Source organism: Dankookia sp. GCM10030260 (assembly GCF_042666655.1).
Classification (GTDB): domain Bacteria; phylum Pseudomonadota; class Alphaproteobacteria; order Acetobacterales; family Acetobacteraceae; genus Paracraurococcus.
The window spans coordinates 759,846-773,349 of sequence record NZ_JBHTDE010000003.1 but is presented as its reverse complement, the minus strand read 5'-3'; the positions used below and the strand labels follow the sequence as shown (position 1 = coordinate 773,349).

Genomic DNA, 13,504 nt, shown 5'->3' with positions numbered 1-13,504 from the left:
CACCTTGTCTTAGCTTTGGCGCGGCGCCGGGCGCCGCAGGAATTGGTCGTAGAGGCCGAGGGCAACGAGGCCCGGGCCGATCACCTGGAGGAACAGCACCAGCAGCAGGTAGAAGCCGGCCAGCATCGGCCGCCTTCCCTTGCGGCCGCGCAGCCGGGTGTGCACGCCGGCCAGGCCCTGCAGGAACAGCGGCACCAGCAGCAGCAGCAGCGCCGACAGCGCCAGGATGTCGCTCTCGGCCGGCATCGCCAGGAACAGCCCGAGCGCCATGGCCGGCAGCAGCGGATACCAGCCCGGCAGCCGCACCGCGGCCCAGTCCGGGCGCGGCACCGCCAGCAGGTTGCGCTTGGCCAGGAAGCCCACCGCCGCCACCGCATTGGCCAGCAGGGACACCGCGGCCCAGAAGCCGATCGCCCCGGCCTTCACCCGCACCAGCGCGGCGACGAACTCCTCCGGCGCCGGGATGCCGAGCCGGGTGAGCGAGGCCGCCATGGCGTCCCGCATCGTCGCCTCCAGCCCGCCGTCATCCGCCAGGAAGGCCGCGGTCACCAGCAGCACCAGCAGCGGCCAGAGCCCGAGCAGCGCCAGCGGCAGCGACAGGGTCACCCCGCCCTGGCGCAGCGCCGTCGCCACCAGCAGCGGCGCCGGCACCCCGAAGAGCACCAGGTAGGTCATCGCCGCGAAGCCGCCCTGGACCCCGGCAATCAGCAGCGTGGCCAGCAGTCCGGCCACCACCGCGGCAGCGGCGCCGAAGCCGAGCCCCGCGGCGAAGAGCGGGAAGCTGGCCAGCCAGAACAGCCCGGTGCCGAGCGGCAGGCCGCGCATCGCCCAGAGCGCCAGCACGGTGGAGACAAGTCCCGCCGCCACCCCGGCCAGCAGGCCGGGGTCGCCGAGAAGTCCTTGCCACTTGCCCTGGCCGTTAGGCCGCAGCGCGCTCACCGCACCCATGCTCCGTCGTCCTGGCGTTCCCGCCGCTGCCCGTCAGCCTAGTCGTTGATGACGTAGGGCAGCAGGGCCAGGAAACGGGCGCGCTTGATGGCATTCGCCAGCTCGCGCTGCTTCTTGGCGCTGACCGCGGTGATGCGGCTCGGCACGATCTTGCCGCGCTCCGACAGGAAGCGGGACAGCAGGCGCACGTCCTTGTAGTCGATCTTCGGCGCGTTCGGGCCGGAGAAGGGGCAGGACTTGCGGCGGCGGTAGAAGGGGCGGCGGGCGCCGACCGCGGGACGGCGGCCGGCCGGGCTCATGTCGGGGGAGGTCTGGTCGGACATGCTGGCTTACTCCTCGCCGCCGGTGGCGGGGTCGACTTCGTCGCGCGGGCGGGCGCGGAATTCCTCGCGCTCGTCGCCGCGGTCGCGGCGGCCGCTGGTGAAACGCCCGGGCGGGCGCGGGCCGCGGAAGCCGCGGTCACGGTCGCGCTCCTCGCCCCGGCGGGACAGGATGGCCGACGGCGCCTCGTCGATCGCCTCGACGCGGAGCGTCAGCACGCGGAGCACGTCCTCGTTCAGGCCAAGCTGGCGCTCGACTTCCTGCATCGCCGCCGGCGTCGCGTCGATCCCAAGGAGCATGTAGTGCCCCTTGCGGTTCTTCTTGATGCGGTAGGCGAGGCCGCGGAGACCCCAATACTCGCGCTTTTTGACTTCGCCACCCTGCTCGGTGAGGATGCCGGCGACCTGGTCGGCGACGGCGTCGACCTGGGCCTGCGTGACGTCGTTGCGTGCGATGAACACGCTTTCGTACAGTGGCATGGATCCCCCTATGGCTGCTCAGCCCCGGGGCGGCGGCGGGATGCCGACACACGCAAAGGGGCATAGCCGCGCGCGATGCCATCGCGGGCGGCAGGGAAGCGGCGCATAAACCACGGATGGGGCGCCGGGGGCAAGAGTGGATCGATGCTCTGCGGTCCCTTCACCTTATGGGTGACACGGCGCCGCCGCTTCCCCTAGAGACGCGCATCCCATCCACGGCCGAAGGACCATGCATTGCACCGCCTCGCCCCGCTTGCCTTCGCCCTTGCCCTTGCCCTGTCGGCCTGCACCGAGCGCTACTCCCCCGATACCTATGCCACCCGCGCCGTGCAGCAGGCGAACAAGGTGGAGCAGGGCGTGGTGGTGGGCGTGCGCAAGGTGCAGATCAGCGCCGAGGGCAGCACGGGCGCCGCGGCCGGGGCGGCGGCCGGCGGCGTGCTCGGCGCCCAGACCCCGGGCGGCGGCATCGGCCAGGCACTGGGCGGGGTCGGCGGCGCGCTGGTCGGCGGGCTGATCGGCAAGGCGACGGAATCCGTCGCGGTCGATACCCCGGCCTTCGAATACGTGGTGCGGACCGAGAAGGAGGATCTGCTCTCGGTCACCCAGAAGGACACCGTGCCGCTGGCGGTCGGCCAGAAGGTGCTGGTGATCACCGGCACCCAGGCGCGGGTGGTGCCGGACTACACGGTGGCGACGGGTCCGCGCCCGGCGCCGAAGACCGCCCCGCCCGCGGAGAAGCCCGAGCCCGGGCCGGCTCCGGCCGCGCCGGAGGACCCGGCCGCGGCCGTGCTGCAGCTCATGGTGCCGGCCCCGCCCGGCCCCCCCGTGCTGGTCCCCGCCCCGCCTGCGCCGCGACCGGGCGCCGGGCTGCCGGCGATCGCCGGGCCGGCGGCCGCGGCGCTGATCGGCAAGGACAAGGAACAGAATTAGGGCTGGCCGGCCAAGCGCCGCGGGTCAGCAATCGCCAGCGATGTCCTGCTCGACTGCGGCGCTGCCGAGGTCGAGCAGGGCATGGTCGAGCGCCCGGACCTCCCTCACCAGATGAAACGCGTCAAAAGGCTTGAAGAAGATGCGCTCCCAAGGCCGGACGATACGACCGTGCAGCATCCCCGGATTGCCCGTTGCATAGATGATGCGCAGGCCCGGGATCTGTCGTCTTGCCTTCGCCGCCAGTATCAGGCCGTTGTCGCCGGGCCCGAGATTCAGGTCGGTCACGAGGACCGAAATACAGGCCGGTGGCGCCTGCAGGATGGAAAGCGCGGCTTCGGCGTCCGCGGCATCGAAGACTTGCAATCCCTGGTCTTCCATATGCTCGACCAGGGTCAGCCGGATAGCGACATCGTCCTCAACGAGCAAAACGGCCATGCTGCACGCGCCCCCCAATCCCCGACATCCTGCGGCGATGCTTTGGCCTTTTCACCGATGGAAACGGGCAGCCACCAAGAAGTTACCCGTTATGGTTGTTCTCAGTAAACGTCTGCTACCATTCAGCGAAGAGCATTGCAATAGCCGCATGGTCTCCCGGCCGGCCGACCCTTGGCCTCAGGGACCCGCCACCGCCGCTCCTGCCAGGAAAAGCCAGGTGGGGTCGCGGTTGAACCGCGCCTCCGCCCGGTAGCCGAGCGGGCGGAGGATGCCCTCCACCGCGGCGAAGGCCGTGGCATCCAGTGTCTCGACATAGATCGCCGGCCGGTGGCGGGCGAGCACGCCAAGCGCGCCTTCGAGCACCGCGGGTTCCATCCCCTCGACATCGATCTTGATGGCGTCCGGCGCCTCGGCCAGCACGTCGTCGAGCCGCGCCACCGGCACCTCCCCCGCGCCGGTCTCCAGCCGCGTCCGGCCGGCATTGTGGCCGGGGCCGGGACACAGCGTGGCGGTGCCCGGGGCGGCGCCGAGGCCCTGCCGGCGAAGGTCGAGCCGCCCGGCCAGCCCGTTCGCCGCGAGCGTCGCGGCGCAGTGGTCGGCCAGCGCCGGCGATGGCTCGAAGGCCAGGACGCGGGCGCCGCAGGCACCGGCGGCGAACAGCGCATGGTTGCCGATATTGGCGCCGATATCGACGAAGAGCCCGCCCGGCCGCAGCCGGCGGCGCAGGTCCTCCAGCATCTCGGCCTCGTAGAAGGCGCCGGTCGCCAGCAGGCCGTGCTGGATGTGGTCGGCCGGGTTGCGCAGCGGGAAGCGGCCCCGCCAGGCGCCATGCGCCAGCGGCACCAGGCGTTCGCGCGGCCCGGGCGGGGTGCGGTCGCGCAGCACGGCCAGCACGCCGGCGACCTGGGCGGCGAGGCCGAAGCGGGCCTCGACCAGGCCGCGCCAGCGGCCCGGCCGGGCATTGCACAGCAGGGTCACCGCCTGGTCCACCGTGCCGAAGCGGGTCTCCTCGGGCCAGAATTCCTCCGCCCCCCGATGGTCCAGCACGGCCAGGTCGCAGCCCATGGCGGCGGCCTCGGCGATGGCATAGCCGAAGCTCTCATGCAGGCTGGTGGAAAGCAGGGCGGCGTTGCGCGCGTGCCAGCCGGGCATCTCGGCCGCCGGCAGCGCGCCGTCGAACCGCACCGCGCCGCCCAGCCCCATGCGCGGCACCAGCCGCAGCACCGCATCCTGCACCATGCGGTCGCCCGGCGTGGCGACGATGTGCAGCCGCCAGCGGGCATCCTCCTCCAGCAGCCGGGCGAGGATCTCCAGTGCCAAAGTGGGGTTCTTGCGGGCGATCATGCTGCCGCACCAGCCGATGCGGAACGGGTCGGGCGCGCCGGCGGCGGGCGCGAAGCGGGCGAGGTCGAGGCCGTTGTGGACCACGTGCAGCCGCGTCGTGCGTTCCAGCAGCGGGGCCGCCAGCAGCACCAGGCGGGCCATGTCCTCGCTGACGACGATGACGTCGTCCACCCTGGCCCAGTCGCAGCGGGCGACATGCGGGGTCTCGTAGGCCTCGATCCGGTGGATGCGGACGACGACGCGGCGGCCGCCGAAATCGGTGACGCCGATCAGGTCCGGGAAGGGCGGCCAGCAGAATTCGAACCAGACGGCGTCCTGCACCGGGTCGTCGGTCCAGGCCAGCGCCTCGGCCAATACCTCCGGCCCGGTGACGGTGAAGCGGCGGAGCTCGACGGCGCCGGTGGCGGCGAGGCCGGCGAGCAGGTCCGGCAGGAAATGGTCGAGGCCATGCAGCTGCAGGACGGCCAGGCGGGGCGGCCGGCTGACTTCGGTGGATTCCCGCATGGCACGGCCCCTTCTGGCTGCCGGCGCAGCCTGGGGGGGCGGGGTGAAAGTGAGGTTAAGGGAAGGAAGATTGGGGAGGGGAAAGTATTCCCTCCCCCAAACCCCACCCTGCCTTTTCCCGGGTTGGCACCCACCGCGCGGGAGGCGCCGACCCACAGCGATGGAGGAGGGGCCGGGGAGCATGCTTCCTCCCCGGCCTTGCCTCAGGCCGCGATGCCCGCCCGCCCATCCTGCCGCGCGAACAGCGCCCGCAGCTGCACCGCCGGCCGGTCGCCCATATAGTAGGAATACTCCGCCGCCCGCCGGTAGAAGGCCTCCTCCTCCGCCGGCAGGCCGGTGTCGCGGTACCAGGGCAGGTGCCGCGAGGCGAAGTCGCCGCCGATGCGGATGCCGGGGAAGGGCCGCAGCGGGTCGAACCAGGCGCGGTCGTACAGCGCGAAGGTGGTGTCGATATCGGCACGGAACAGCGGCGCGGCGAGGCCCGGCATCGTCACCGGGTCCTGCCAGTGCACCGCTTCCGAGTCCCAGATCCGCTTCCAGCCATCGGCATGGCGGAAGGGCTGGTCCTGCATCAGGTCGCGGTCATCGAGGCTGAGCGCGAAGCCCACCTTGCCGACCCGAAAGGTCTCGGCGACCCGCCGCAGCACCGCGGGGAAGTCCGCCGGCAGCTTCGGGTTCAGCGCCAGGTCGGGGTCGGTCAGGCAGAAATGCCGCGGCAGGGCGCGCAGGAAGTCCGCATCGTGCCAGACCGCACGCGGCCCCAGGTTGCGCCCCAGCGGCACCACCAGCACGCGGGCCGGCGCCAGCCCCTCCGCCGCCCAGCGCCGATAGAGGTCGAAGCTGGGCGGGTATGCCGAGCCGTTGTCCAGCACCACCGGCCGCAGTTCGGGGAAGCGCAGCAACTGGCCGACCATGCCGGCCACATAGGTCGGGTTGTTGAAGGCCGGGATCAGCACCGGCACCTGCCCATCCGCCACGATCCCGACCATGTCCCCGCCTCCCGTCACGCCGGGGGCAGCCTGCCGCGGCATCCCCTTCCGCCCGGTGAAGACCGGCGGCAAAGTTGACAGTGGGGTGACCGCCCTTTACCCCGCCCGCCCATCACACACGGCCCCGCCCCCAAGGAAAAACCCGCCATGGCGCTCGCCTTCGTCTTCCCCGGCCAGGGCAGCCAGGCCCCCGGCATGGGCCGCGACCTCGCCGCCGCCTTCCCCGCCGCCCGCGAGGTCTTCCAGGAGGTGGACGAGGCGCTGAAGCAGAAGCTCTCGGCCCTGATGTTCGAGGGCCCGGCCGAGGAGCTGACCCTGACCGCCAATGCCCAGCCGGCGCTGATGGCGCATTCGCTGGCGGTGCTGCGGGTGCTCGAGACGGAAGGCGGCTTCGACCTGGCGGCCCGCGTGGCGCTGGTCGCCGGCCATTCGCTCGGCGAGTATTCGGCGCTGACCGCGGCGCGGGCCTTCGACCTGCCGACCGCCGCCCGCCTGCTGCGGCTGCGCGGCGAGGCGATGCAGCGGGCGACCCCGGCGGGCGTCGGCGCCATGGCGGCACTCCTCGGCGCCGACCTGGCGCAGGCCGAGGCGCTCTGCGCCGCGGCCCGCACCGACCCGGAGACCGGCGCGGCCGAGGTCGCGGAGATCGCCAACGACAACGGCGGCGGCCAGGTGGTGATCTCCGGGTCCAAGGCGGCGATCGACCGCGCGGTGGCCGCGGCGCCCGGCATGGGCATCAAGCGGGCGATGCCCCTGCCGGTCTCGGCGCCCTTCCATTGCTCGCTGATGGCCCCGGCGGCCGAGGCGATGGCCGAGGCGCTGGAGCGCGCCACGATCGCTGCCCCGGTGGTGCCGGTGGTGGCCAATGTCTCGGCCGCCAAGGCGACCGACCCGGCCGAGATCCGCGAATTGCTCGTCAGCCAGGTGACCGGCACGGTGCGCTGGCGCGACTGCATCGCGGCGATGGCGGCGATGGGCTGCGACCGCTTCGTGGAATTGGGCGCCGGCAAGGTCCTGACCGGGCTGATGAAGCGCAACGCGCCCGAGGCGACGGCGAGCGCGATCGGCAACCCGGCCGATATCGAAGCCTTCCTGAAGACGCTCTGAGAGGAGACCGCGCCATGTTCCGTCTCGATGGCAAGGTTGCCCTCGTCACCGGTGCCACGGGGGGGATCGGCGCCGCGGTCGCCCGCGCGCTGCACGCCCAGGGTGCCTCGGTCGCCATCACCGGCCGCCGCGCGGCGGAGCTGGAGGCGCTGGCGGCCGAGCTGGGCGCCAAGGGGGGAGCAGAAGTGCTGGTCGCGCCGGCCGACCTGGCCGACCCGGCGGCGCCGGCGGCGCTGGTCGAGCAGGTGGAGGGCGCGCTCGGCGGGCTCGACATCCTGGTGAACAATGCCGGCTTCACCCGCGACATGCTGGCCCTGCGCATGGGCGATGCCGACTGGGCGGCGGTGCTGGAAGTGGACCTGACCGCGCCCTTCCGCCTGGCGCGCTCCGCGCTGCGCGGGATGATGAAGCGGCGGCATGGCCGGATCGTCTCGATCGCCTCGATCGTCGGGGTCACCGGCAATGCCGGCCAGGCCAACTACGCCGCAGCCAAGGCCGGGCTGATCGGCATGAGCAAGTCGCTGGCGCAGGAGGTGGCGACCCGCGGCGTGACGGCGAACGTGGTCGCCCCGGGCTTCGTCAAGACCGCGATGACCGACGCGCTGGGCGAGGCGCAGCGCACCGCGCTGCTGGCGCGCATCCCGACCGCGCGGATGGGCACGCCCGAGGATATCGCCGGCGCCGTGGTCTACCTGGCCAGCGCCGAGGCCGGCTGGGTGACCGGCCAGACCATCCATGTGAACGGCGGGATGGCGATGATCTGATCGCCGCCGCGGGCCGCCGTCGTTGCAATTCCGGCCTGCTGCGGCTATAGGAATATAGTCAAGGCCATCGCTGCGCCGACTGCCAGGTTCCGCGCGATCCGGCCTTTGTCCGAAGGCGCGATTCCGGGCAGGCCCGGTTTATTCGCTGAATTGCTGAAGTGCCTTCGCCGCAAGTGCCTCGGATCGCGGCAGGAATTGCCCGTGGGTCGATTCCGGGCTCAATTGGGTTGAAGCGGCTTGAGCCGGATTGAACCGCTTCACCCCCCCACCAGCTTCGCCACCACATAGGCCACCATCGCCGCCAGCCCGCCGATCGCCAGGGTCTGGGTCGCCCCGCGCAGCGCCGGCAGGCCGGTCGCCCGCGCCTTCAGCCAGCCGAAGCCGAACAGCGCCACGCCGGTCATGAGGGAGGAGACCACCAGCGCCTCCCCCACCCCGTCCAGCAGGATATAGGGCGAGAGCGGAATCATGCCGCCGATGAGGTAGGCCCCGCCGATCGTCGCCGCCGAGCGCAGCGCGCGGTCCGCCGCGGGTTCGGACAATTCCAGCTCGAACCGCATCATGAAGTCCACCCACCGCCGGCGGTCGGCGGCGATCGCCTCGGTCGCCCGGCTCAGCGTCTCCCCGCGCAGCCCGTAGCGGTGAAGGATGGCCGAGACCTCCCATTTCTCCCGCTCGGGGTAGGTGTGGGTCTCGGCCTCCTCGCGCTTCCGCTCGGCCTGGTAGTGCTCGGCGTCGGTCCGCGCCGCGAGGTAGCCGCCGAGGCCCATGGCGACGCAGCCGGCGGCGATCTCGGCCATGCCGGCGGTGACGATCAGCGGGTTGGCGGCGACCGCACCCGACAGGCCGGCGGCGAGGGCGAAGGGCACGGTGAGGCCATCGGCCATGCCGATGACCAGGTCGCGCACGGTCTCGGAACCGGTGAAATGCTGCTCGCCGTCCGGCGGCCCGGGGGGCTGTGGCGGCAGGCCTTCGCGGTAGGGAGCAGGCGCTGGCCCAAGGGCGGGGATGTCCATGGACCGATGCTATACCGCACCGCAGCAGCCTGTCGCCATCCGGTCGCGCCCGGGGCCGGCCTGTCACGCGGTTGCCCAAAAAGGCCCGTGGACGTATAGGGCGCGGCAATTCGGAGACCTCAGCCTTGGCCAGCATCGCCCCGAGCCCCGACGCCCCCAACCCCGCCCTCGAGGCCCAGGCCGCCATCCTGGCCCGGCCGGCGACCGATGAGCGGCGGATGGCGGATGCGATCCGGGCGCTGGCGATCGATGCGGTGGAGAAGGCCAAGTCCGGCCATCCCGGCATGCCCATGGGCATGGCCGATGCCGCCACCACGCTGTTCACCAAGTACCTGAAATTCGACGCCGCCGACCCGCGCTGGGCCGACCGCGACCGCTTCGTGCTCTCGGCCGGGCACGGCTCGATGCTGCTCTATGCGCTGCTGCACCTGACCGGCCATGCCGGCATGGGGATCGAGGAGCTGCAGCGCTTCCGCCAGCTGCATTCGCCGGCCGCCGGCCACCCGGAATTCGGCGAGCATCCGGGGATCGAGACCACCACCGGCCCGCTCGGCCAGGGCATCGCCAACGCTGTCGGCATGGCGCTGGCGGAGCGCATCCTGGCCGCCCGCTTCGGCAAGTCGCTGGTCGACCACCGCACCTGGGTGATCTGCGGCGATGGCTGCCTGCAGGAGGGCATCAGCCACGAGGCGGCCTCGCTCGCCGGCCACCTGCAGCTGGAGAAGCTTTGCGTCCTCTACGACGACAACAGCATCACCATCGACGGCGACACCAGCCTGTCCTTCACCGACGACACGCTGAAGCGCTTCGCCGCCTATGGCTGGGCGGTGCGGCGGGTCGATGGCCACGACGCGGCCGAGGTGGATGCGGCGCTGGCCTGGGCCAGCCGTAGCCGTCGCCCGACCCTGATCGCCTGCCGCACCATCATCGGCTTCTCGGCCCCGACCAAGGCCGGCACCGCGGGCAGCCACGGCAGCCCGCTGGGCGAGAAGGAAGCGGCGGCGGCGAAAAGCGCCATGGGCTGGAACCACCCGCCCTTCGAGGTGCCGGACGGCATCCGCGAGCGTTGGGAGCTGGCCGGCCGCCGTGGCAGCGGCACCCGCCGCGCCTGGCTGAAGCGCCTCGCCAAGCACCCGATGCAGGCGGAGTTCGAGCGCGCCATGGCCGGCCGCCTGCCCGAGGCCTGGCACGAGCCGCTGGCAGCACTCCGCGCCACGATCGGCGAGGGCAAGCCGAAGCTGGCCACCCGCGTCTCCTCGCAGAAGGCGCTGGAGGCGCTGGTGCCGGCGGTGCCGGAGATGGTCGGCGGCTCGGCCGACCTGACCGGGTCGAACAATACCAACGTGAAGGGCATCCCTTCGGTCGTGCGCGGCAATTTCGCCGGGCGCTACATCCATTGGGGCGTGCGGGAACACGGCATGGCCTCGGCCATGAACGGCATGGCGCTGCATGGCGGCGTCATCCCCTATTCCGGCACCTTCCTGGTCTTCGCCGACTACATGCGGCCGGCGATCCGGCTGGCGGCGCTGATGCGCCAGCGGGTCATCCATGTGCTGACGCATGACAGCATCGGCCTGGGCGAGGACGGGCCGACCCACCAGCCGGTCGAGACGCTCGCCGGCCTCCGCTGCATCCCCAACCTGGTGGTCTTCCGTCCGGGCGATGCGATGGAGACCGCCGAGTGCTGGGAGCTGGCGGTGAAGCGCGCGGACGGGCCCACGGTGCTGGCGTTGTCGCGGCAGAACCTGGCGACCTTCCGCTCGGATGCCGGCGAGAACCGCTGCGCCCGCGGCGGCTATGTGGTCGAGGAAGCCTCCGGGCCCCGCCGCGCCACGCTGATCGCCACCGGGTCCGAGGTCGGGCTGGCGATCGCCGCCCGTGCGGCGCTGGAAGCGGAGGGCATCGCCACCGCCGTCGTCTCGCTGCCGTCGTGGGAGTTGTTCGCGCTGCAGGACGCCAGCTACCGCGACCAGGTGCTGGGCGAGGCGCTGCGGGTCGGGATCGAGGCCGCGGTCGGCTTCGGCTGGGACCGCTGGCTGGGGCCGGACGGCCTCTTCGTCGGCATGGGCGGCTTCGGCGCCTCGGCCCCGGCCGAGGATTTGTTCAAGCATTTCGGCATCACGCCTGAGGCGGTTGTCGCGGCGGTGAAGAAGCGCCTGGGCTGAACTTGCGTAAAATCGGACGACGGGAAGAAGGAACACCACCATGGCCGTGAAGGTCGCCATCAACGGGTTCGGGCGCATCGGTCGCCTGGTGCTGCGCGCGATGATCGAGAGCAACCGCACCGATGTCGAATGCGTCGCGATCAACGACCTCGGCAGCGTCGAGGCCAATGCCCACCTGTTCCGCTACGACAGCGTCCATGGCCGTTTCCCCGGCGAGGTCGCGGTCGACGGCAACAAGATCATCATCACCGCCAATGGCCGCACCTATGCGCCGATCGTGGTCAGCGCCGAGCGCGACCCGACCAAGGTGCCCTTCCAGGGCGTCGACGTGGCGATGGAATGCACCGGCATCTTCACCAGCAAGGAGAAGGCCTCGGCGCTCATCGCCGCCGGCGCCCGCAAGGTGGTGATCTCCGCCCCGGGCGACAACGCCGATGCGACCATCGTCTACGGCGTCAACGAGAAGACGCTGACCAAGGAGATGACCGTCATCTCCAATGCCTCCTGCACCACCAACTGCCTGGCCCCGGTGGCCAAGGTGCTGCACGACAATTTCGGCATCCTGCGCGGCTACATGGTCACCATCCACGCCTATACGGGTGACCAGAACACCGTCGACACGCTGCACAAGGACCTGCACCGCGCCCGCGCGGCGGCGGTCTCCGCCATCCCGACCAGCACCGGCGCCGCGAAGGCCGTCGGCCTCGTGCTGCCGGAGCTGAAGGGCAAGCTGGACGGCACCGCCATCCGCATCCCGACGCCGAACGTCTCGCTCGTCTCCCTCGACGTCAACCTGAAGAAGGAAGGCGTGACGAAGGAGGACATCAACGCTGCGATGAAGAAGGCAGCGGAAGGCGAGCTGAAGGGCATCCTCGCCTACAACACCGCGCCGCTGGTCAGCATCGACTTCAACCACGACCCGCACAGCAGCACCTTCGATGCGACGCAGACCGCCGTCGTCGACGGCGCCATGGCGCGGGTGATGACCTGGTACGACAACGAGTGGGGCTTCTCCAACCGCATGAGCGACACCGCCGCGCTCTTCGGCAGCCTCTAAGCCCCTGCCCCTCAGGCGCCCACCCGACCCTCCCCCGAAGGTCGGGGGGCGCCGTCGCGTCGGGCGCCTTTCCGAGTGACCGCAGTGCCGATCGCCTCGTTCCGGCGTTCGGCCTGCGACGACCCGCTCCGAAGGATTTCCCGATGGCCAAGTTCCGCACCCTCGACAGCCTCGACCCCAAGGGCAAGCGCGTGCTGCTGCGCGCCGACCTGAACCTGCCGGTCAAGGACGGCGTCATCACCGACCGCACCCGGATCGAGCGGCTGACGCCGACCATCCAGGAGATCGCCGACAAGGGCGGCCGCGTCATCGTCTGCAGCCATTTCGACCGGCCCAAGGGCCGCCGGGTGCCGGAGATGTCGCTGGCGCCGATGGCCGCGGCCCTGGCCGAGGCGCTGGGCAAGCCGGTCGGCTTCGTGGACGACTGCATCGGCCCGGATGCCGAGGCCGCCGCCGCGGCCATGCGCGACGGCGACGTGATATTGTTGGAGAACACCCGCTTCCACGCCGGCGAGGAGAAGAACGACCCCGAGCTGGCCCGCGGCATGGCCCGGCTGGCCGATGTCTTCGTCAACGACGCCTTCTCCGCCGCCCACCGCGCGCATGCCAGCACCGAGGGCGTGGCGCACCTGATCCCGGCCTATGCCGGAAGGCTGATGCAGGCCGAGCTGGAGGCGCTCGACGCGGCGCTCGGCAACCCGTCGCGGCCGGTGGTCGCCATCGTCGGCGGCGCCAAGGTCAGCACCAAGCTCGACCTGATCGGCAACCTGTCGGGCAAGGTGGACGTGCTGGTGATCGGCGGCGCCATGGCCAACACCTTCCTCGCGGCGCAAGGCCACGCCATGGGCAAGTCGCTGCAGGAAGCCGAGATGCACGCGACCGCGCTGAAGATGCTGGAGGAAGCGAAGGCCAACCGCTGCGAGATCCTGCTGCCGATCGACCTGGTCGTCTCCGCCACCTTCGCCGCCAATGCGCCGAGCCGCACCGTGTCGATCGACGCGGTGCCGGCCGACATGATGGCGCTCGATGTCGGGCCGGACACGGTGGCGGCGATCGAATCCCGGCTGCGCCAGGCCTCGACCCTGGTCTGGAACGGCCCGCTCGGCGCCTTCGAGATCGCGCCCTTCGACACCGCGACGGTGGCCATCGCCCAGTCGGTGGCGGCGCTGACGCAGTCGGCCGGCCTCAAGTCGATCGGCGGCGGCGGCGACACCGTCTCCGCGCTGAAGCATGCCGGGGTGGTGGAGCGGATGACCTATGTCTCGGCCGCCGGCGGCGCCTTCCTCGAATGGCTGGAAGGCAAGACCCTGCCGGGGGTGGCCGCGCTGCAGGCCTGATCACCGGCCCGCGCAACAACCGGCGGTTACTGGAAGGTTAACCGCCGGACGGCGTAGGACGGTGCCATGCGCATCGCCCCCGCCGTCCCGGCCAGCGGTTTCCGTCCC

13 protein-coding genes are annotated in these 13,504 nt (G+C 71.6%); 6 read left to right on the top strand and 7 right to left on the bottom strand.

Annotated features, from left to right (window positions below):
- Positions 1-9: 9 nt before the first annotated feature.
- The 3 genes from ACFQS7_RS15205 to rpsF are packed head-to-tail and all read right to left on the bottom strand — an operon-like array spanning position 10 to position 1,748.
- Positions 10-948, bottom strand: a complete 939-nt coding sequence (locus ACFQS7_RS15205) for a hypothetical protein (protein ID WP_380067933.1) — start codon at positions 946-948, stop codon at positions 10-12.
- Positions 949-986: 38 nt separating this feature from the next.
- Positions 987-1,271 carry a 30S ribosomal protein S18 gene (gene rpsR, locus ACFQS7_RS15200; RefSeq protein WP_380067932.1) on the bottom strand — a complete coding sequence of 95 codons (285 nt, stop codon included), beginning with the start codon at positions 1,269-1,271 and terminating at the stop codon, positions 987-989.
- Between the two features lie 6 nt (positions 1,272-1,277).
- Positions 1,278-1,748 carry a 30S ribosomal protein S6 gene (gene rpsF, locus ACFQS7_RS15195; protein WP_380067931.1) on the bottom strand — a complete coding sequence of 157 codons (471 nt, stop codon included), beginning with the start codon at positions 1,746-1,748 and terminating at the stop codon, positions 1,278-1,280.
- A 234-nt stretch (positions 1,749-1,982) separates the two neighbouring features.
- Here rpsF and ACFQS7_RS15190 point away from each other — a divergent pair, with 234 nt between their 5' ends.
- A complete protein-coding gene (locus ACFQS7_RS15190) occupies positions 1,983-2,678 on the top strand; it encodes a hypothetical protein (protein ID WP_380067930.1) in 696 nt (231 codons plus the stop codon).
- Positions 2,679-2,702: 24 nt separating this feature from the next.
- On the opposite strand, the gene ACFQS7_RS15185 is transcribed toward ACFQS7_RS15190, so the two are convergent.
- The 3 genes from ACFQS7_RS15185 to ACFQS7_RS15175 form a co-directional block, all read right to left on the bottom strand.
- Positions 2,703-3,113: a response regulator gene (locus tag ACFQS7_RS15185; RefSeq protein ID WP_380067929.1), complete on the bottom strand. Its 411-nt coding sequence runs from the start codon at positions 3,111-3,113 to the stop codon at positions 2,703-2,705.
- 177 nt (positions 3,114-3,290) lie between these two features.
- Positions 3,291-4,961 (bottom strand): FkbM family methyltransferase, encoded by a 1,671-nt coding sequence (locus ACFQS7_RS15180; RefSeq protein ID WP_380067928.1) that lies wholly within the window; start codon positions 4,959-4,961, stop codon positions 3,291-3,293.
- A 203-nt stretch (positions 4,962-5,164) separates the two neighbouring features.
- Entirely contained in the window at positions 5,165-5,950 is a 786-nt protein-coding gene (locus ACFQS7_RS15175; protein WP_380067927.1) for a hypothetical protein, read from the bottom strand.
- Between the two features lie 147 nt (positions 5,951-6,097).
- Here ACFQS7_RS15175 and fabD point away from each other — a divergent pair, with 147 nt between their 5' ends.
- The gene (fabD, locus tag ACFQS7_RS15170) at positions 6,098-7,057 is read left to right on the top strand and encodes an ACP S-malonyltransferase (protein ID WP_380067926.1); all 960 of its coding nucleotides are present in this window, start codon (positions 6,098-6,100) and stop codon (positions 7,055-7,057) included.
- 14 nt (positions 7,058-7,071) lie between these two features.
- The gene (fabG, locus tag ACFQS7_RS15165; RefSeq protein ID WP_380067925.1) at positions 7,072-7,821 is read left to right on the top strand and encodes a 3-oxoacyl-[acyl-carrier-protein] reductase; all 750 of its coding nucleotides are present in this window, start codon (positions 7,072-7,074) and stop codon (positions 7,819-7,821) included.
- A gap of 257 nt (positions 7,822-8,078) precedes the next feature.
- On the opposite strand, the gene ACFQS7_RS15160 is transcribed toward fabG, so the two are convergent.
- Positions 8,079-8,837, bottom strand: a complete 759-nt coding sequence (locus ACFQS7_RS15160; protein WP_380067924.1) for a VIT1/CCC1 transporter family protein — start codon at positions 8,835-8,837, stop codon at positions 8,079-8,081.
- A 134-nt stretch (positions 8,838-8,971) separates the two neighbouring features.
- Between ACFQS7_RS15160 and tkt the strand changes: the two genes are divergently transcribed.
- From tkt to ACFQS7_RS15145, 3 genes are all read left to right on the top strand, one after another.
- Complete coding sequence (gene tkt, locus ACFQS7_RS15155) at positions 8,972-11,002, top strand: transketolase (RefSeq protein WP_380068025.1); 2,031 nt, start codon at positions 8,972-8,974, stop codon at positions 11,000-11,002.
- 40 nt (positions 11,003-11,042) lie between these two features.
- Positions 11,043-12,059, top strand: a complete 1,017-nt coding sequence (gap, locus tag ACFQS7_RS15150) for a type I glyceraldehyde-3-phosphate dehydrogenase (RefSeq protein ID WP_380067923.1) — start codon at positions 11,043-11,045, stop codon at positions 12,057-12,059.
- A gap of 143 nt (positions 12,060-12,202) precedes the next feature.
- Positions 12,203-13,396: a phosphoglycerate kinase gene (locus ACFQS7_RS15145; protein WP_380067922.1), complete on the top strand. Its 1,194-nt coding sequence runs from the start codon at positions 12,203-12,205 to the stop codon at positions 13,394-13,396.
- Positions 13,397-13,504: the final 108 nt, after the last annotated feature.